Source organism: Streptomyces sp. NBC_00078 (genome assembly GCF_026343335.1).
In the GTDB taxonomy this organism is placed as follows: Bacteria; Actinomycetota; Actinomycetes; order Streptomycetales; family Streptomycetaceae; genus Streptomyces.
This window is the reverse complement of sequence record NZ_JAPELX010000001.1, coordinates 8,140,390-8,159,338: the sequence shown is the minus strand read 5'-3', so window position 1 is coordinate 8,159,338 and position 18,949 is coordinate 8,140,390. Positions and strand designations below refer to the sequence as shown.

Below are 18,949 nucleotides of genomic sequence, written 5' to 3'. Positions count from 1 at the left end.
ATCTGTGCGAAGTATGGACAGCGCCTTCGATGCGTCCTATATATACATCCCATGTTCCAGCTGCTGTCGTTGGAGGCCAGGCAGCTCCTTGACGCATCAAGACAGGGGCCCGCATGTCCTTCAGTGATCAACACGGCCTCACAGTCCGAGGGCACCGGACGCAGTGATCGAGTCGAGACTGCGAAAGGCAAAGGCGACCAGGGCGGCGGTGCCGGTGCGCATCCGCTGCCAGCCCCGCGCCCGGTACCAGCCCCATCGCTTTCGCGCAGACCAGTTCCCTGCCTGCGGGCAGCGTGACCTGGTGATCGGTGCGGACCGCGACCGCTTAGCCCAGCGATCGGGCGCCATCGACCTCGTCGCCGGTGAAGAAGCTCGCGCGGACCACGCCCGTCAGTTCCTCGAAGAACTCGCGGTGTCGGTCATGCGCTGTCATCGGCGCGGCAGCCGCCCGCGTCATGACGGCGGCGGCTGTCCGCGTACTCGCGGCCGGTACAGACGCCCACCCGGATGTACCGGGAGCCGCTGTCACCAGTTCTCGATCAAGCACGAACGCTGCTTGACACCACATCGAGACGGGCTTGAGTACGAGCCCAGTCGTCGATCGCCTTCGCCACTCCAGCCGTGACAATCAGAACATTCCGTGGGTGGCGGATGCAGGCGTTCACATTGTTTCGGATCCGCACACCGAGGAGTAATCATGCGCCAGCACAGACCGCCGCCACGGCGGAGACGTTTCGCGCAGTTGTCCGTGGCTCTCGCGGCACTGCTTGCCGCGGTCCTGGCGGCGCCGAAACCGGCGTCCGCCACGCCGGTTTCGGCGTCCGCCACAACGGCATCGGACATCAACGGGTTCACCGCGGGCAACGCCGCGATCAGATCGGTCGACCTGGCCGGAACGTGGAGCTTCACTCCGAAGGGCCGCGCGGCGACGTCGATCACCGTGCCCGGCGGCGGCTGGTACAAGCAGGGCTTCACCGACGTGAACGAGGCGACGTACTCGCGCACCGTGACCGTGCCGGACACGGGACAGCCGCAGTCGGTGTGGATCGAGTTCGGCGCGGTGAACCATGAGGCGACGCTGTCGGTGGACGGACAGGTGGTCGCCACCCAGACCACCTCCTTCACTCAGTCGAACTTCGACATATCCGCCTTCGCCGCCCCCGGCACCACCCACACCATCAGCGTGAACGTCAAGGGCCGCTACGCCCTGATGAACGGGACTGGAAAGCAGACCCTGGTTCCCGACGCCGCCAACTGGTCCGAGGCGATCCCCCAGGGCATCTACCGCTCGGCGTTCATGCGCGTGTACCCGGCGGTGCACGTCAGCGACGCATTCGTCCGGACCTCCGTGGCCGACAAGACCCTCACCTACGACGTGTCCGTGACGAACACCTCCGGCAGCTCGCGGTCGGTGACGCTGACCGGCGCGCTCGCCTCGGACAGCGGGGGGTCGTTCAACTACCCGGCGCTGCCCAGCAAGACGGTCACCGTGGCCGCCCACTCGACCGCCAAGGTGACGGTCGGCCCGGTGGCGTGGAACCTCGGCTCCTCCTCGTACTGGTGGCCGAACGTGCCCTACCGTTCCGGGTACCGCGCCCAGCTGCACAAGCTGTCGGTGCACGCATCCACCGACGACGGCCACACCAGCGACGCCACCTACCGGTTCGGGTTCCGGGAGACCACCCAGAACGGCGAGTACTACTACGTCAACGGCGTGCGCGTGAACTTCCGCGGTGACAGCTTGCAGGGCGCGGACTATGACCGGATCGACAACGGCGGCAAGGGCGACGCCTATGACACGCTGCCCGGCTTCCTCCCGCCGTCCAGCGGCAACGGCGGCTGGCCGCAGGCGGTCGACAACTACCAGCGGCTCAACTACAACGTGGTCCGCATCCACCAGGAGCCGGCCAGCCCCTACATGCTCGACGTGGCCGACGAGATGGGCCTGATGGTCATCGACGAGACCGCGATCCGCGGCACCTGCAGCTGCCAGGACTTCGTCGCCGGGCACGACAACATGGTCAACCACGCCAAGGCGCTGACCCTGCGTGACCGCAACCACCCCGCGATCATCCGCTGGAGCCAGAGCAACGAGGCGGACATCAGCAGCTTCGACTCCGAGTCCTTCGAGAAGGACCTGTACGCGGCGATGAACGGCAACGACGGCACCCGGCCGGTCAGCGCCGACACCGCCTGGAACACCAACCCGTGGCCCAACCTGCTGAACGGCAACTTCGCCGTCTTCTCGCACTACATCGACGGCATCGGCAATTACGGCGAGGCGCACGCCGACCTGGCCGGCCGGCCCGACGGTGAGGGCGAGTACGTCTGGAACAAGTCCAACACCAAACAGGGCTTCGAGTGGTTCGCCACCGCGACGATCGCCAAGCGCGCCAAGGACGCCAGCGACCTGCGCCCCTACACCCTGCTGTCCGGCTGGGCCGGCTTCGTACCCGGCGTGAAGAGCACCGACTTCGTCCCCGAAGAGGGCGGCCACCCGGTCTACGGCGAGGACAACCTGACCGCTCCTTGGAGCAACCCGCAGATCCAGCGGATCCAGGCCGCGTTCAACCCGATCGCCGCTGTCGACCTGCCCTACTGGTCGGCCTCCGGCCAGTCGGACGATAACGGCACCTTCCCGCTCCCGCAGAAGGTGGACACCTACGACTACAACACCACCATCACCCGGAACATCACCGTCTTCAACGACGACCTTAGCAACACCTCCGTCGACTTCAACTGGACGGCGCGACTCGACCGGCCCGACGGCGCGGTCATCGCGTCCGGAAGCGAACCCCTCACCATCCCGCTCGGCTCCCGGGTCACCCGGCCGGTCTCGTTCAAGGCGCCAGCCAGCGGCACCCGCGTGTACCTGGTGCTGTCGACCACGAAGTCGGGCAGCACCACGTTCACCGACTCGGTCGAGTACCTCAACCTGGGCCACCCGGCGACCAATGTGGACGACGCCGCCACCGCGGTGACCTACAACGGCAGTTGGAGTCACGCGAGCGACGAGAGCGGCCCGTACGCCGGCACGAACTCCTACAGCGACACCACGGGCGACACGGCGACGCTGAGCTTCGTCGGCACCGGCGTCACACTGCACGCCGTGACCGCGCCGAGCCACGGCATGGTGGGCGTCACCGTCGACGGCGGAGCCGAGGCGCTGGTCGACCTGTACTCGACGGCGCGCACCGGCGACGCCCCGGTGTGGACCAGCCCCCGGCTCGCCTCCGGCAAGCACACGATCCGGGTGCGCGTCACCGGCACCAAGCGGGACGCCGCGACGCACGACTGGGGCACCGTCGACCGCTTCGAGATCGCCAACCAACCGGTGACGGCCACGAACTACCGCATCGTCAACCGCAACAGCAGCAAGGCCCTCGCCGTCGCCGACGGGTCGACCCTGGACGGCGCGAAGATCGTCCAGAAGGCGGACGGCGGCGCCTGGACCGTCAACACCGCCCCCGGCGGCGCGTACACACTGACCTACGTCAGTAGCGGCAAGGCACTCGATGTCGACGGCTACTCCTCGACCGTCGGGCTCCAGCTTCAGCAGTGGACATCCACCGGCGGCAGCAACCAGCAGTGGTACCTACGCCCCACCGACGACGGGTACTTCACCATCGTCAGCCACGACAGCGGACTCATGGCGGACGACTACAACTGGGACACCGGCGACGGCGCCAAGGTCGTGCAGTACACCGCCGGCGGAGGCGCCAACCAGCAATGGCAGCTGGTACCGGCGTGATCCGTTCCCGACCGTCACCCGCAGCCTGACGGCTGAGGGCCCCCAGGCCGCTGACGACTGGTCAGCGGCCTGGGGCGGGTGCTGCCGCGAGCTGTGCGGTGTCATCCGGTGCACTCCTCGGCTCCCGGTCGCGGCGGGTGGGAGCCCCAAGATCGGAGCCGTCCGGAAGGTGACGGGGGACGGAAGCCGCCCCTACGACGCCGTGGCGCGGTCCGGCGTGCGCGTCCCGTTCCGGACTGCCCTGCGCTGGCGGACCACGGCGAAGACCACCACGGCCAGAGCCACCAGGGTGGACAGGACGACCTGGTCGCGGCCGCCGCCATCGGCCGTGTCGGTGAGCATGTAGCCCAGGACGAAGGTGATGAGGGCGATGGTGGCCCAGGTCAGGTAGGGGTAGAGCCACATCCGGACGACCAGCTTCTCCGGCGACTCCCGCTCGATGATCTTGCGCATCCGCAGCTGGGAGAAGCAGATCACCAGCCAGACGAACAGGGCGATCGCACCGGAGGAGTTGAGCAGGAACTGGAAGACGGTGTCCGGCCACAGGTAGTTGAAGGCGACCGCGACGAAGCCGAAGACCACCGAGGCGAGGATGGCCGAGCGCGGGACGCCACGGACCGTCGTCCGGCCGAACGCGGCCGGGGCGTCACTGCGTCGGCCGAGGGAGAAGGCCATGCGTGAGGCCGTGTACAGGCCGGAGTTGAGGCAGGACAGTACCGAGGTCAGCACGATGGCGTTCATGATCTCGCCGGCATGCGGGATGCCGACGGAGCTCAGGGCGGCGACGTACGAGCCGTCCTTGAGGATGGCCGGGTCGTCCCAGCCCACCAGCGAAACCACGATCAGGATCGAGCCCAGGTAGAACACCGCGATCCGCCAGATCACGCTGTTGGTGGCCTTGGTGACGGCGGCCCGCGGGTTCGCGGTCTCGCCCGCCGCCAGCGTGACGATCTCGCTGCCCATGAAGGAGAAGACCACCATCAGGACGCCGGTGAGGATCGCTCCGGGTCCGTTCGGCAGGAAGCCGCCGTGCGCGGTGAGGTTGGAGAAGCCGCTCGCCGGGTGGTCCGAGCCGGGCAGCAGGCCGAAGATGGCGAGGCCGCCGATCACGATGAACGCGGCGATCGCGACGACCTTGATGCCGGCGAACCAGAACTCGAACTCGCCGTAGGAGCTGACCGAGACCAGGTTGGTGGCGGTGAGGACGAGCATGACGATCAGGGCCCAGCCCCACTGCGGGACCGCCGGTATCCAGCCGGCCAGGATCTTGGCCCCGGCGGTCGCCTCGACGGCGAGCACCACGACCCAGAAGAACCAGTACAGCCAGCCGATGGTGAAGCCGGCCCACCGGCCCAGCGCGCGGTCGGCGTAGGCGGAGAACGAGCCGGAGGTGGGGTTGGCCGCGGCCATCTCGCCGAGCATGCGCATCACGAGGACGACCAGGACGCCGACGAGGGCGTACGAGATCAGGATGCCGGGACCGGCGGCGGCGATGCCGGAGCCGGACCCGACGAACAGGCCGGCGCCGATGACACCGCCGATCGCGATCATTGACAGGTGGCGGTTCTTGAGTCCGGCCTGGAGGCCGGACTCAGGCTCTGTGGGAGGGCTCTTGGGGACGGTTGTGGTCATCTCGACATCCATGGAGGGAGTGCGGACCAGGGCCCCTGGAAATTAGTTCAGTGCGATCTAAAAGAACAAGACTTGTTTAACTGTTCACCTTGCCCTATTTTCCGTGGAGCACGCACGGCGTCTTCCGTCCTCGTGGCTGCCACCGTGTCGTCCCCGTGTTCCGGTCCCCTGGGGAGCCCCATGCACCACACCGCGGCACGGTCGCGAGAACCCTCCGTGCGGATGCCGTCGCCGCGGGCCCTGCCCGCGCTCGACAGGCCGTTAGGGTGGCTTCGTGGTGAATGCAGCGGGCAAGTTCGGTCCCTACAACCAGCCGGTGCCCGCCCGGTCCGCGCCGGTCGGTGGGGCATGGGACACCCGCGTCCTGGCAAGCCGTGGGCCCACGGGAGCGGAGCTCGTCCGGTCCAGGATCGCCCTGCGGGTGCGTCTGAGGTCCGTGGCGCCGGGAGACCGGCTGCCGGACGCGGGCGTCCTCGCCGAGGAGCTGGGGATCAGTGAGATCACCGTGCGCCGCGCGCTGGAGGCCATGTGCCAGGACGGCCTGCTCGACCGCCGTCGGGGCCGGGCGGGCGGAACCTTCGTCGCGGCCGACTGGGACTCCCTCGTCGCCGTGCTGCACGACGCCGACGAGGCGGCCGCGCTGGACTCCTTCCATCTGCTGCTCGAATGCGGTCTCGTGGCGCACAGCACGGGCGAGGTCCCGGACGGGCGGCTCCACGGACTGCGGGCGCTGGTCGAGGAGATGGACCTGGCCGAGGATCCGGCCCGGCTCCTGGAACTGGAGACCCGTTTCCACCTCGACCTCGCGGAGACCCTCGGCGGCACCGGGATCCGCGAGTTCGCCGCCGATCTCCTCGGCCGGCAGTGTCTGCTGGGGCCCGCGCCGGCCCCCGCGGTCGTACGGGCCCGCAACCGCTGTCACGCCGACCTGCTCGACGAACTCACCCTTGGCGCGATGGACCCGGCGGTACACGCGGTGAAGGCACACCGGCACGCGGGCCTGAACTGATCCCTTCTCCCCCTTCATCCCCCTCCCCCTCCCTCTCCCTTCCCTGTGCCGCCACCCCACAGAAGGAGCTGTCGCCATGCCGGACCCCGGAGCTGTCGGCCCGTCGTCGACGTCGGGCCCCGTCACCGGCGCGCCCCAGCGGCTGCGCGGCGGCGTCCTCGGCATGGCGGACATCGCCGCCGCCACGATGGCCAACGTCGGCCCGGCGATGAGCTTCTTCTTCGGCTTCGCCTTCCTGGCCACCACCGCCGGGGTCGCGTCCCCGCTGACCATCGTGGCGGCGGGCGTGGCGGTCGCGCTGCTCGGCAACACGCTGGCCGAGTTCTCCCGGGCACACCCCTCCGCAGGCAGCTTCATCACCTTCGTCGGCAAGACCTTCGGGCCGGTCAGCGCGGTGACCACGGCCCTGCTTGCCGGGCTCGGCTACATCGTCGCCATGGCCTCGGTGATCGCGATCTCGGGCGGCTTCGTGCAGATCACCCTGTACCACTACACGGGCGTGGACCTGCCGTGGATCATCTGGACACTGCTGCTGACCGGACTGTCGGTGGTGTTGATGCTGCGCGGGATCGTGGTCTCCACCAAGTGGGCCGGCTACTTCTTCGGTGTGGAGATGCTGGTGCTCGTCGTGGTCTCGGTCGCGACGATCGTCGAGCACCGCGGCGACCTCTCCGCCGCCCCGTTCCTGCCCGGCCACCTCACCCACGGACTCAAGGGGCTGGCGGCCGGCTTCCCGCTGGCGGTGTACCTGTTCATCGGCTGGGAGAACTCGGCGGCACTCGCGGAGGAGACGGAGAACCCACGGCGCAACGTCGGCCGCGCCGTGTTCTCCTCCGTCGCGATCATGACCGTGAGCTACATCCTCTTCTCCTACGCCACCGTGACCGGCTTCGGATACGACGTGGACCGGCTCGGCGCCTCCCGGATCCCCTTCATCGACGTCGCCCAGCACGCGCTCGGCGCGCTGGCGCTCCTCGCCTACGTCGGCGGCCTGACCTCCACCCTGGGCGTGCTGATCGCGGGCATCAACTCCCAGGCCCGCCTGGTGTTCAACGCCGGGCGGGAGGGACTGCTGCCGTCCTTCTTCGGCTACATCCACCCCACGCGCCGTACGCCGAACAACGCGATCGTCACCTTCACCGTCACCGCGCTGCTGATCATCGGAGGCTGGGGCCTGGGCCACCTGCTCGGGTCCGGCAGCGGTTCTATGAACCCCGTGGTCTTCTTCACGGAGTCCTCAAGCCTCGGCGCCATCCTGATCCTGCTGGTCTACCTCGCGTCCAACATCGCCCTGCCGCTGTACTACCGCAGATACCGCCCGCAGGAGTTCCGGACCGTCCGGCACCTCGTGCTGCCCGCGATCGGCGCCCTCGCCATCCTGGTTCCGCTCTATTACCTCGCCAAGCCCGGCCAGCCCGCTCCGTACAGCTGGTTCCCGTACGCGGCCCTGGCCACCCTGCTCGCAGCCGTCGGCTACGCGATCCTCCTGGTCCGCCGTGATCCCGGCCTGGCCGAGCGGGTGGGCTCTGTCGTCGCCGACGCGGAGTGAGCCGAAGGTGCCGACCACTGTCAGGCCGGAAGGAGCTCGCTGCCGTCACCGCGGCCGGACGGGGTACTGCTCCTGCCCGGACCGGAGCACATACGGGCTCGGCAGGCTGACGACCACGGCCTCCTGAGCGCCGCGGGCGATCACGACGCCGGCCTCCTACTGACCGGAAACAGACCGACCCGCCCAGCCATCGACGAAACTCCAGGTCAGGAGCCCTTGGCCACCGGCTCCAGAATCGCCACACACCCCACATGCGCGGTCATCGGAAACATATGGACGTCTCCGCGAACCAGCCGCTGTGCGCGCTACCGTCTGCCCCGAGATTCCGGCCCGCAGGAACTCCAGCCCTTCAGGTGCGCCCTGAACTCGCCCGATTCCAGCGTGGGCTCATCCCCATTTCCCCGTTAGGCACGGCGACATTTCAGAGCATCGCGGTACGCACCGAGCGTGACGGCATCCTGGCGATGTCCCACTTCCTCACCCACCGCCTCGGTCAGTTGATCCCGAACACCTCGGCGTGCCGCGCGCACCACGCTCACTGCCGAGCCAGGTCGTCATGACCCGCTGGCCTCGGTCAAGGACGCCGGTCCCCAACTGGTCCCCAAGAATGATCAAGGGCCGGTTTCGGATGCCTCCGAAACCGGCCCTGACCTTGCGACTGTCTCCAGTCGGGACGACAGGATTTGAACCTGCGACCCCTTGACCCCCAGTCAAGTGCGCTACCAAGCTGCGCCACGTCCCGGTGCGCTTCCGCGGTGAACCGCGTGATCGCGCGGACTGCACTTTACCCCACGTCCGGGCTGGCGCCGAAGCGGACCCGGGGCGCGGGACAATCGGACGTATGGGCAGCACGGGACGCAGGAGCAGCGCGCCGTCGGGCCGGGTGGCCGGGGCGCGGGACCGGGACGGCGAGGGGCGGGCGCGCAATGCCCGGCCGCGGGACGGGCTCGGGCGGCCCCTGCCGTACGGCGCCGAGGGGGTGGCCCGGCAGCCCGAGGGTGTCGTACGTACGCCGGAGCAGACCGTCGCCGAGGCACAGGAGCTGCTCGACGCGGGGCAGCCCTTCCACGCGCACGAGGTGTTCGAGGATGCCTGGAAGTCCGGGCCCGAGGAGGAGCGGGGGCTGTGGCGGGGCCTGGCGCAGGTCTCCGTGGGGCTCACCCATGCCGCCCGGGGCAATGTGGCGGGCGGCGCCCGGCTGCTGCGGCGGGGCGCCGGGGCCGTGACGGAGTGGGCGGCGGAACCGGGGCGGCAGCGGCCGTACGGGATGGACCTGGTGGGGCTGGCCGGCTGGGCGCGTGAGCTGGCGGACGACGTGGAGGGCGGCGGCCTGGCCGTCGATGCCGGGGCGCGGGCGCCGCGGCTGCGCGGGCAGGTGCCGTGACAACACCTGCGCCGCAAGGCCCGCGTCCGTGCTGCGGCCATGCCGCGCCCGTGCCGTATTCGCTCGGTGCCGACGCGGTGTACGGACTGTCAGTGGCGTGCGGCAGACTCGGGGTGTGCGAAAGATTCATGTGATCGGTATCGGCGCGGGCGACCCCGACCAGCTCACCCTGCAGGCGGTCAGGGCGCTGCGGAGCACGGACGTGTTCTTCATCCTCGAGAAGGGTGAGGTGAAGGACGATCTCACGCGGCTCCGCCGGGACATGCTCGACGCGCACCTACCGGACGGGGCGCCGTACCGGGTGGTCGAGGCACGGGATCCGGAGCGGGACCGGAGCGCGGGGGGTGCGGCCTACTCCCCCGCCGTCGGGGACTGGCGCAGTGCCCGTGCCGACATCTACGAGCGGTTGATCGCCGAGGAGCTGGGCGAGGACGAGAGCGGCGCGTTCCTGGTGTGGGGGGATCCGGCGTTGTACGACAGCACGCTCGGGATCCTGCAGGAGATCCTGAGGCGGGGCAGCCTGACGTTCGAGTATGACGTCGTGCCCGGGATCAGCAGCGTCTCCGCACTCGTCGCCCGCCATCGTACGGGGCTCAACCGGGTTGCCCGGCCCGTCCAGATCACCACGGGGCGGCGGCTCGCCGAGGGTTTCCCGGAGGGGGTCGACGACGTGGTGGTGATGCTGGACGCCCATCGGACGTTCCGGCAGTACGCCGACCAGGACATCGACATCTACTGGGGCGCGTACATAGGCACCCCGGACGAGATCCTCGTCTCCGGGCCGATCGGCGAGGCCGCGCCGCGGATCGAGCGGTTGCGGGCCGAGGCCCGGGAGCGCAAGGGATGGATCATGGACACGTATCTGCTGCGCCGTAACCCAAGGGAGTGAGCCCAAGCGGCGCTCGGCCTGTATCCGACTTCCCTCCTCCCTTGTCCCTCTAGGAGTTGAAGCCCAACCGCGCGAGGACACCTGCCACGTTCGGCACCGCGCTCACGCCCCTCGGCAGGGGCGGCCGACGTACGACCACGACGGGAAGCCCGAGTTGGCGTGCGGCCGTGAGCTTGGCGGCCGTCGCCTCTCCCCCGCTGTCCTTCGTGACCAGGACGTCGATCAGGTACTCGCGCAGCAACGTCGTCTCGTCGGCGACCGTGAACGGCCCGCGCGCGAGCAGTACTTCGGTGTGCGGCGGCACCGGCGGCTCGGGGGGCTCCACCGACCGTACGACGAAGTGCATCTCCGTGAGGTGTGCGAAAGCCGACAGACCAAGGCGGCCGGTGGTCAGGAAGGCCCGGGAGCCGAACCGCGGCAGCGCGTCGGCCGCGGCGCCCAGCGACGTGACCAGGTGCCAGCGGTCCTCGGGGTCCGGCTGCCAGCCGGGGCGGCGCAGCACGACCGCGGACACTCCACTGGCCGCCGCGGCCTGCGCAGCGTTGGCGGTGATCGTCTCGGCGAAGGGGTGCGTCGCGTCGACGAGGGCGTCCACGTGCTGTTCACGCAGCCAGCCGGCCAGCCCTGCCGCCCCGCCGAAGCCTCCGACACGCACGTCTCCCGCCAGGGCGCCGGGCCGTGTCACGCGCCCCGCGAGGGAGGTGGTGACCCGCACGCCGGGGCGTGCCGCGAGCACGGCGGCCAGTTCGCGGGCCTCGGCGGTGCCACCGAGGATCAGCACGTGGGGGGGCATGGGGCGAGCGTACGAGGTCGAGTGCGGGGGCGGGCGTGCAGGGCCCGCCCTGAGGGGAGCACATGACGGGAGGGCCGCCCGGCGGGATGCGGGGCGGCCCTCCTGATGTGTGGATCTTCGTCAGCCCTGGCGGGCCTTGAAGCGGGGGTCCTTCTTGTTGATGACGAAGACCACACCGCGTCGGCGGACCACCTGGGCCCCGGGCCTGGACTTCAGTGAGCGCAGGGACTTGCGCACCTTCATGGTTCTGCTCTCCTAGTCACGCGTGCCGGCACGGCCGTAGCGACGCTCGAAGCGCTCCACTCGGCCCGCGGTGTCCATGACCCGCGTGTTGCCCGTGTGGAAGGGATGGGACGCAGAGGAGATCTCGACGTCGATCAGGGGGTACGAGCGACCGTCCTCCCACTCGATCGTCTTCGACGAGTCGGCGGTGGAACGGGTCAGGAACGCGACGTCCGCGGCGCGGTCGCGGAAAACCACGAACCGGGAGTCGGGATGAATGCGGGGCTTCATGGGGTTTCCTTCCTCAAGAGCCTGCGCCGCAATGGCGCGGGTTCGGTCAGCGCTCCTCGCGGAACGGGACGTGCTCGCCCGCAACCGGGTCGTACTTGCGCAGGACCAGCCGGTCGGGGTGGTTCTTGCGGTTCTTGCGGGTCACGTAAGTGACACCGGTTCCGGCCGTCGACTTCAGCGTGACGACTGGGCGCACGGTGCTGCGTGCCATGAGGTCCTCCCTTCGCCCACACCACGGATCTTTGATCCGAGCATGTCAACCACATCCCGTCCAACACCGCATGCCGCCATCGCATTCCCGCACACCGGCGGAGCACTGGCCGACGCACCAGGGCAGTGTGCAGACGGCGGCTAGCGCAGCAGCAGCTGCAGGCCGCCCACGATCGTCGCCGCGATCACGAGTTGTTCGAAGAGCCGCTGGTTGATTCGGTTCACAGCCCATTTGCCGAAGAACGCACCAGGTATGACGAACACCGCGAGCGCGGCGTCAAGGAGCAGCGAGTGGCCGTCGATCAGGCCGAGGCCGGCGCTGAAGGGCACCTTCGACACGTTCACGATCAGGAAGAAGAACGCGGACGTCCCGAGGAAGCCGAGCTTGCGGAAGCCCGCCGACAACAGGTACATCGACATCACCGGGCCGCCCGCGTTGGCGACCATCGTGGTGAAGCCGCCGAGGACGCCGTACGAGCGTGCCTTGACCCGGCCGGACTTCGTCGCGACCGAGTCCGGCTCCTCGTCGGGCTCCGTCGTACGCCGCCGCCACACCGTCACGCCCGCCATCAGCAGCAGGATCGCGCCGATCGACGTCCGTACGACTCGATCGTCGGCCCAGACCAGGAACAGCGTGCCGACGGCGACGCCTGCCGCGACCGCCGGGAACAGCCGCCACAGCGTGGGCCAGTGGGCGTGCCGCCGATAGGTGAGGACCGCGAGGACGTCGCCGACGATCAGGATGGGCAGGAGTACTCCGGTGGAGGCGCGGGCGGGCAGGACCGCCGCGAAGACGGCGAGGCTCACCGTGTTGGCCCCGCTCACCGCGGTCTTCGAGAAGCCGACGAGGAGGGCCGCGAAGGCGAGGGCGGCGAACTCCCAGCCGGATATGTGCCAGAGCGTCATCGTGTCCATGCGGAGACCGATGCTATGTGCGGACAACCGGTCCTGTAAGTACCGTCTCGCAGGTTGGCCCCTGCGCTGCAGGAACTCCACCGCACACCATGCCGGTCCCGGACATCACGCCCTTGGCTGCGCTAGTGCCTCTCCACCAGCACCGCACTGCCCTGCCCGACCCCCACGCACATCGTCGCCAGCCCTCGCTTTGACCCTGCGCGGCGCATGCGGTGCAGCAGTGTCGTGAGGATCCGGGCTCCCGAGCAGCCGAGCGGATGTCCCAGGGCGATCGCGCCGCCGCTCGGGTTGACCAGGTCCGGGTCGATGCCGAGCTGGTCCACGCAGGCCAGGGCCTGCGCGGCGAACGCCTCGTTGAACTCGGCCTCCTGGATGTCGCCGATGCTCCAGCCGGTGCGGGCCAGGGCCTTGCGGGTGGCGGGGACGGGACCGATGCCCATCACGTCGGGATGGACTCCGGCCGAGGCACCGGCGACATAGCGGCCCAGTGACTCCAGGCCCAGGTCGTCGAGGGCCTCCTCGCTGACCAGGAGGAGGCCCGCGGCGCCGTCGTTCATCGGTGAGGCATTGCCCGCCGTCACCGTGCCGCCGTCACGGAAGACGGGCTTCAGCCGCGAGAGCTTCTCGTACGACGTGTCCTCGCGAATGCACTCGTCGGCGTCGACGAGCACACCGTCCGGGCGCTCCACGGGCAGGAGTTCGTCGTCGAAGTGACCGTTCTTGCGGGCGTCAGCGGCGCGCTGGTGGCTGCGCAGGGCGAACGCGTCCTGGCGTTCACGGCTGACACCGTGGCGCCCGGCGACCTCCTCCGCGGTCTCGCCCATGGACAACAGGCCGTGGTGGTCCTTCATCGCCGGGTTGACCAGGCGCCAGCCAAGGCGGGTGTCGACGGTCTCGATGCGCTGCGGGAGGGCCTCGTCGGGGCGGGGCAGGACGAAGGGAGCGCGGCTCATGGACTCCGAGCCACCCGCGAGGACGATGTCGGACTCTCCGGCGGCGATGGTGCGGGCGGCCGACGTCACCGCCTCCAGGCCGGAGGCGCACAGGCGGTTGACCGTGGCCCCGGGGACGGACTCGGGGAGGCCCGCGAGCAGCGCGGCCATGCGGGCGACGTTGCGGTTGTCCTCGCCGGCCTGGTTGGCGGCGCCCCAGTAGACGTCGTCGATGCGGGCCGGATCCAGGGCGGGGACGTCCGCGACGAGGGCGCGGATCACGTGTGCGGCGAGGTCGTCGGGGCGCACGGAGGACAGGGCGCCGCGCAGCTTGCCGATGGGGGTGCGGCGGGCGGCCGCGAAGTGGACGGGACGCACGACAGGACTCCTGACCGACGACGCTCTACCAGGCTCGACGAGGCCTCCACGAGGCCCAACGAGGCTGTCCGGACTGTTCGACCTACGGGGCACGTTCGGTGGCCCGGACCCGAAGGACGTTAATTAGCGGTGCTAGTTTTGGACTATAGACCTCTGCTCCGCCCCCTGGGAAGATCGCCGGAACCTTCCACCGACGCAGTTGGAGGACACATGGCCGACGCCCACGAGCACGTCCTGCCCGGCATCCGCGGCTCGATCACCGTCCGCGAGTGGCCCCACGGGCGGCCCCGGTACATCGCTCTGGTCGCCCACGGCTACGGCGAGCACATCGGCCGGTACGAGGAGCTGGCCGGTGTCCTGACCGGGCACGGCGCGGCCGTCTTCGGGCCCGACCACACGGGCCACGGCAGGTCGGCGGGCGAGCGGGTGCTGATCGAGGACTTCGAGGACGTGGTCGGCGATGTGCACTCCGTGGCGGGACTGGCCCGGTCCGCGCACCCGGGCGTGCCGGTCGTGCTGATCGGTCACTCCATGGGCGGACTGATCGCGGCCCGTTACGCCCAGCGCCACGGCGCCGAGCTCGCGGCCCTCGTACTGTCCGGGCCGGTGATCGGCGCCTGGGAGCTGCCGGGACGGCTGCTCGCGCTCGACGAGATCCCCGACACGCCCATCAGCCCGGCCTCGCTCTCCCGTGACCCGGCGGTGGGAGCGGCGTATGCCGTGGATCCGCTGGTCTGGCACGGTCCGATGAAGCGGCCGACCCTGCAGGCCTTCGCGCGAACTCTGCAGACCGTCGCCGAGGGCGGCGACGTCGACCGGCTTCCGCTGCTGTGGCTGCACGGCGACGACGACCGGCTCGTCCCGCCGGCCGGCAGCCGTATCGGCGTCGAACAGCTCAGCGGCGGCAACCTCACCGAGCGGATCTACCCCGGTGCCCGGCACGAGGTGTTCAACGAGACGAACAGGGCGGAGGTCTTCGCGGACCTGACCCGGTTCCTCGACGGCCTGGGCGCGCCCACGAGTTGAACGGCGCATCCACGGACTGAGACCAGGCCGCCAACCGGGCGTCGCGTTTGCCTTGGTCCGCCCTGGGCACCCGCGCCGGTACCTGCGGGCACCAGCCGGTCCGTACCCGCAGGCACCGGCCAGAAGGAGAAGCACCTGTGACGGTGGTGAAGAGCGCCCTCCCGGCACCGGCCCGCAAGGTCGCCGAGGAGGCGCTTCAGAGCACGCTCGTGGATCTTCCCGGGCTCTCGCTGATCGGGAAGCAGGCGCACCGGAACATCGTGGGCCCGCGGTTCCGCTCGCGACCGAGCGCCGGATCCGGTCACCCAGGACCTGCTGATCTCCCTCACCGCCGAGCTCGAGAAGCAGCGGTGGATGTTCGACGCCGGGACCTGGCCGCGCGACAACTGACCGGCCAAGCGCAGAAGCACATACGTACACGTACGGAAAGGGGGACACGATGACCGACGCCCTCGAACTCGACGCGCTGTGGGAGGACTTCCACCGCGTGGTGAACATGACCTCACAGGAACTGGCGGCCTGGCTGCGGGTCAGTGAGACCGGCGAGGTGGCGGAGCCCCTGCCCGACCAGGCGGGCAACCCCGTCGGGGAGCACGTCCTCGCCATCCTGCAGAAACGGCGCACCGACCTCACCGACGACGACCTCCGAGTGATGTACGAGGTCGTGGACACCGTCGAGGAGCAGGCGGACCCGGAGAACGAGCCCGTGGCTGAGGACTCCGACCGCCGGCACCGGCTGATGACGATCGGCCACGACCCGCTGAAGCCATGACTGGCTGGCGTCGCCGAGACAGGCGAGGACGCCGTCCGCCGACGCGGCGGCCTCGCGTGCCGTGCCGGTGACGGTGGCCCCGGCGTTGGCGCGCGTGCGGTGGTACGCCGTCACCGAGCACCCAGCCGCACGCGGCCGCATCGTCGTGGCCGCGCCCATCCGGCCCGTGCCGATCACCGCGACGCGCGCTTCCGTGTCGCTCACCCCAGCAGCCACCCCCCGTCCACACTCAGCTCCACCGCATTGACGGACCTGTTGCGCAGCAGGAAGTCCACGGCGTCCACCACGTCCGCCATGGTGGCGAGCCGACCGGTCGGGGTCCTCGCGCGCAGACCGGACAGCACCTCCTCCGGCTTGCCCCGCCAGTAGGGGCTGTCGCCCACGACACCTGGATGTACGGCGTTGACCCGGACCGGCGCGAGTTCGACCGCGAGGGTGTTCACCAGGCCGCGTACACCCGCGTTGACCGTGGCGACCGTCGTCGCGCCGGGGTAGGGGCGCTCCTTGGCCTGACCGCCGAAGATCACGATCGCGCTGTCGTCGGTCATCCGCTGCCGCAGCACGTGCACGACCTCGGTGTAGCCGACGAGCTTGAGGGTGACCAGTTCGAGGGCGGCGGCTATGTCGTAGTCGGTCGCCCTGTTCTCGTCACGGGAGACGCCCGCGAGGACCAGGTGGTCGACGTGTCCGACGTCCGCCAACGCCCCCGCGATCTCGCGTGGCCGGGACAGGTCGAGGGCGAGGCCGCGGGCGCCGAGCTCCTTGGCGACGGCGTCGGCTCGACCGGGGTCGCGGCCGGTGAGGACGACCTCGTCGCCCTGCTCTGCACGGACGAGGGCGAACTCTCGGCCGATGCCGGACGTGCCGCCGACGACCAGGACGCTGCTCATGACTCCAGGGCCTCCCTCAGGTACTCCCAGTCGCGAGTGAACCGGTACGAATGACGCGGCGGCGGCTGCGGCGCCTGTGTCTCCAGCCAACGCAGCGCCCCCTGACCGGCGTTGGCGAAGCCGTGCACGCAACCGGCGCCCGCCCAGGCGCAGTCGCCGGGTCCGAGCCGATACCGTTCGCCGTCGAACACGGCGTCCGCCTCGCCGTGGAGGAACAGGTACGTCTCCTCGAAGGGGTGGTCGTGCGTGCCGGCGACGCCGTCGGGGGCGTACTGCACCATGAACATCGTGGAGGCGACCGCGCCGAGGTCGCTGTCGACCATCATCTTGACCGTGATGCCGCTGTAGACGAGCAGTGCGGTGCGCATGCTCGCCGAGACGGCCAGGAGGTCCTGGGACTGTTTGCCCGGGTCCATCTGGGCGGGCTCGAAGTGGCCGAAGGAGCGGGTGCGCGGGTCGCGGACGTCGATGCGGACGGGCGGCCTCGCAGACAGGCCGGGCACGGGCTGCGTGTCGTGCGCGTAGCGTGCCCTTGGCACCGGCGCGAGCATGTCCGCCCAGCGTGCGGCCGTGTCGTCGGCGCCGCGCCAGGCGTGCGGGACGCCGGCCGGGAGGATGCCGTAGTCGCCCTCTTCGAGAAGGTACGAGCCTTCGGGCACGTCGAGGATCACGGTCCCGTCGAGGATGTGGAAGCTCTCCTCGTACGAGTGCACATGCGCCGGCACCCCACCGTCCGGCCGCAGTTCGCAGAGGCCGAAGCCGGTGTGCACGCTGCCGTCGGCCTCACCGACCAGCGTGCGGCGCCGGTGGCCGTGCGCGTCGTACGGCGGCTCGGCCGCGTCGGCGGCCCGCCGCACCAGATGCCGGGTCATACGGTCGGCTTCCCCTCCTTCGCCTTCCCTTCTTCCTTCGCCATCGCTTCCTTCGTCACCGCTTCCTGCGCCACCGCTTCCTTCGCCGCCAGGAGCCGGTCGCGGGACTCCTCGACGAGCCGTCGGGCCCGCGCGACGTCGGCCGTCAGCCTGCCGTCGCGCTTGCGGACCACGCCGTCGACGATGACCGTCTCGACGTTGGAGACGTCCGCGCACAGCGTGACCGCGGAGGCCGCGTCGTGCACCGGCGTCATGTTCAGCGCGGTGGCGTCGAGGGCGACGACGTCGGCGCGCTTGCCGGGGGTCAGGGAACCGGTGCGGTGCTCCAGTCCCGCGACATGCGCGCCGTTGCTCGTGGCGACCTCCAGCATCTGACGTGCCGTCAACATGGTGCTGGGTACCGGCATGTTGGCCTGCCAGCAGTCCGCGTTGACCCGGGCCCGCTCGGCGCCGAAGGCCGCGCGGATCTGGGTGAACATGTCGCCGGGCACGGTGGTGACGACGTCGATGCTGAGCGAGGGCCGCAGTCCGTGCTCGATCGCGCTCATCACGGGCGGCCAGCCGTGCCCCATCTGCGTCTCCACCTGGGGCGCGATCGACACCGTGCCACCGGTGTCGGCGACCATCCGCCACTCCTCCTCGCTGAGGTAGCAGCAGTGGACGTAGGTGGTGTCCGGGCCGAGGAGCCCCAGGTCGTGCAGCCGCCTGACCATGCCGAAGCGGCCGGCGAGCCGCCCCATCGCCACATGCACGGTGATCGGGATGTCCAGCTCGCGCGCCAGGGCCCACTCGGAGGTGACGACGTCGTTGACGCAGAAGCCGGGGCCGCGGGTGGCGAGCCCCATGGTCAGCAGGCCTTCGTCGGAGGCGAAGTGCTGGGCGCGGATACGGCGGACGTCGTCGCCGGGAATCGCGATCTTGCTCTCGAACCAGTAGTCGGCGAGGGAGGTGTTGGCGCTGCCGTAGGCGTACTGGGCGCGGATGCCGGTCTCGCCGAGCGCCTGGATCGCGGCGTCCGGGTGCTCGGGCGTGTTGTTGATGTGGGACCAGTCGACGAGTGTCGTGATGCCGGCGTTCAGACACTCCAGAGCGCCGGCGAGGTTTCCCGCGTACACGTCCTCGGGGGTGTACAGCGGGGCGAAGGTGTCGAGGATGTCGACGAAGTAGTCGTCCAGGGTGGCATCGGGGGCGACGCCCCTGATGGGGGCCTCCCAGGTGTGGCGGTGGCTGTCGACGAAGCCGGGGATCACGATGCGCCCGGTCATGTCGAGGACCTCGGCGTCCGCACTGATCTCCGGCTGCACGGCCGCGATCCTGCCGTCCTCGATGAGGACGTCTCCCTTCGGCAGTTCCCCGACGGAGGGATCCATCGAGATCACGTGCCCCGCGCGAAGCAGTATCCGATCGGTCATCGCGCTTCCTCCTCAGGGTCAG

17 protein-coding genes, 1 tRNA gene and 2 pseudogenes are annotated in these 18,949 nt (G+C 70.0%); 8 read left to right on the top strand and 12 right to left on the bottom strand.

Annotation, left to right across the window (positions count from 1 at the left end; all coding sequences use genetic code 11):
* Nucleotides 1-697: 697 nt before the first annotated feature.
* Entirely contained in the window at nucleotides 698-3,751 is a 3,054-nt protein-coding gene (locus OOK07_RS37950) for an RICIN domain-containing protein (RefSeq protein ID WP_266801018.1), read from the top strand.
* 192 nt (nucleotides 3,752-3,943) lie between these two features.
* Here the strand turns inward: OOK07_RS37950 and OOK07_RS37945 are convergent, their stop codons facing one another.
* Nucleotides 3,944-5,383 (bottom strand): amino acid permease, encoded by a 1,440-nt coding sequence (locus tag OOK07_RS37945; RefSeq protein WP_266801017.1) that lies wholly within the window; start codon nucleotides 5,381-5,383, stop codon nucleotides 3,944-3,946.
* Nucleotides 5,384-5,657: 274 nt separating this feature from the next.
* On the opposite strand from OOK07_RS37945, the gene OOK07_RS37940 reads away from it, so the two are divergent.
* Nucleotides 5,658-6,392 (top strand): FadR/GntR family transcriptional regulator, encoded by a 735-nt coding sequence (locus OOK07_RS37940; protein ID WP_266801015.1) that lies wholly within the window; start codon nucleotides 5,658-5,660, stop codon nucleotides 6,390-6,392.
* A 76-nt stretch (nucleotides 6,393-6,468) separates the two neighbouring features.
* A complete protein-coding gene (locus OOK07_RS37935) occupies nucleotides 6,469-7,941 on the top strand; it encodes an APC family permease (RefSeq protein ID WP_266801014.1) in 1,473 nt (490 codons plus the stop codon).
* A gap of 668 nt (nucleotides 7,942-8,609) precedes the next feature.
* Here the strand turns inward: OOK07_RS37935 and OOK07_RS37930 are convergent.
* Nucleotides 8,610-8,683 (bottom strand) — tRNA-Pro (locus OOK07_RS37930).
* Nucleotides 8,684-8,782: 99 nt separating this feature from the next.
* Here OOK07_RS37930 and OOK07_RS37925 point away from each other — a divergent pair.
* Both OOK07_RS37925 and cobF read left to right on the top strand, forming a co-directional pair.
* Complete coding sequence (locus OOK07_RS37925) at nucleotides 8,783-9,325, top strand: DUF309 domain-containing protein (protein ID WP_266801012.1); 543 nt, start codon at nucleotides 8,783-8,785, stop codon at nucleotides 9,323-9,325.
* Nucleotides 9,326-9,440: 115 nt separating this feature from the next.
* Nucleotides 9,441-10,214 (top strand): precorrin-6A synthase (deacetylating), encoded by a 774-nt coding sequence (cobF, locus tag OOK07_RS37920; protein WP_266801010.1) that lies wholly within the window; start codon nucleotides 9,441-9,443, stop codon nucleotides 10,212-10,214.
* 49 nt (nucleotides 10,215-10,263) lie between these two features.
* Here the strand turns inward: cobF and OOK07_RS37915 are convergent, their stop codons facing one another.
* The 6 genes from OOK07_RS37915 to OOK07_RS37890 all read right to left on the bottom strand — a co-directional run bounded on the left by OOK07_RS37915 (nucleotide 10,264) and on the right by OOK07_RS37890 (nucleotide 13,955).
* Nucleotides 10,264-11,007, bottom strand: a complete 744-nt coding sequence (locus OOK07_RS37915; RefSeq protein WP_266801008.1) for a cobalt-precorrin-6A reductase — start codon at nucleotides 11,005-11,007, stop codon at nucleotides 10,264-10,266.
* 120 nt (nucleotides 11,008-11,127) lie between these two features.
* A complete protein-coding gene (gene ykgO, locus OOK07_RS37910) occupies nucleotides 11,128-11,250 on the bottom strand; it encodes a type B 50S ribosomal protein L36 (protein ID WP_266801006.1) in 123 nt (40 codons plus the stop codon).
* A gap of 12 nt (nucleotides 11,251-11,262) precedes the next feature.
* Nucleotides 11,263-11,520, bottom strand: coding sequence for a type B 50S ribosomal protein L31 (locus OOK07_RS37905; RefSeq protein WP_266801005.1), 258 nt, complete (start codon nucleotides 11,518-11,520; stop codon nucleotides 11,263-11,265).
* Nucleotides 11,521-11,566: 46 nt separating this feature from the next.
* On the bottom strand, nucleotides 11,567-11,731 hold the full coding sequence (gene rpmG, locus OOK07_RS37900; protein ID WP_266801003.1) for a 50S ribosomal protein L33: 165 nt from the start codon (nucleotides 11,729-11,731) through the stop codon (nucleotides 11,567-11,569).
* A 140-nt stretch (nucleotides 11,732-11,871) separates the two neighbouring features.
* Nucleotides 11,872-12,645 carry a sulfite exporter TauE/SafE family protein gene (locus tag OOK07_RS37895; protein ID WP_266801001.1) on the bottom strand — a complete coding sequence of 258 codons (774 nt, stop codon included), beginning with the start codon at nucleotides 12,643-12,645 and terminating at the stop codon, nucleotides 11,872-11,874.
* Nucleotides 12,646-12,767: 122 nt separating this feature from the next.
* Entirely contained in the window at nucleotides 12,768-13,955 is a 1,188-nt protein-coding gene (locus OOK07_RS37890; protein ID WP_266801000.1) for a thiolase family protein, read from the bottom strand.
* A gap of 210 nt (nucleotides 13,956-14,165) precedes the next feature.
* Between OOK07_RS37890 and OOK07_RS37885 the strand changes: the two genes are divergently transcribed.
* The 3 genes and pseudogenes from OOK07_RS37885 to OOK07_RS37875 all read left to right on the top strand — a co-directional run bounded on the left by OOK07_RS37885 (nucleotide 14,166) and on the right by OOK07_RS37875 (nucleotide 15,753).
* On the top strand, nucleotides 14,166-14,981 hold the full coding sequence (locus OOK07_RS37885) for an alpha/beta hydrolase (RefSeq protein WP_266800999.1): 816 nt from the start codon (nucleotides 14,166-14,168) through the stop codon (nucleotides 14,979-14,981).
* Nucleotides 14,982-15,118: 137 nt separating this feature from the next.
* Nucleotides 15,119-15,371: pseudogene (locus OOK07_RS37880) on the top strand (hypothetical protein).
* Nucleotides 15,372-15,420: 49 nt separating this feature from the next.
* The gene (locus OOK07_RS37875) at nucleotides 15,421-15,753 is read left to right on the top strand and encodes a DUF3140 domain-containing protein (RefSeq protein ID WP_266800997.1); all 333 of its coding nucleotides are present in this window, start codon (nucleotides 15,421-15,423) and stop codon (nucleotides 15,751-15,753) included.
* 12 nt (nucleotides 15,754-15,765) lie between these two features.
* On the opposite strand, the pseudogene OOK07_RS37870 reads toward OOK07_RS37875, so the two are convergent.
* The 4 genes and pseudogenes from OOK07_RS37870 to OOK07_RS37855 form a co-directional block, all read right to left on the bottom strand.
* Nucleotides 15,766-15,930: pseudogene (locus OOK07_RS37870) on the bottom strand (NAD(P)-binding domain-containing protein); the annotation flags it as partial.
* 23 nt (nucleotides 15,931-15,953) lie between these two features.
* Complete coding sequence (locus OOK07_RS37865) at nucleotides 15,954-16,643, bottom strand: SDR family NAD(P)-dependent oxidoreductase (RefSeq protein ID WP_266800995.1); 690 nt, start codon at nucleotides 16,641-16,643, stop codon at nucleotides 15,954-15,956.
* Complete coding sequence (locus OOK07_RS37860) at nucleotides 16,640-17,515, bottom strand: cupin domain-containing protein (RefSeq protein ID WP_266800994.1); 876 nt, start codon at nucleotides 17,513-17,515, stop codon at nucleotides 16,640-16,642. Before OOK07_RS37860 ends, OOK07_RS37865 begins: the two co-directional genes overlap by 4 nt.
* On the bottom strand, nucleotides 17,512-18,927 hold the full coding sequence (locus OOK07_RS37855; protein ID WP_266800993.1) for an amidohydrolase family protein: 1,416 nt from the start codon (nucleotides 18,925-18,927) through the stop codon (nucleotides 17,512-17,514). Before OOK07_RS37855 ends, OOK07_RS37860 begins: the two co-directional genes overlap by 4 nt.
* Between the last annotated feature and the right edge of the window lie 22 nt (nucleotides 18,928-18,949).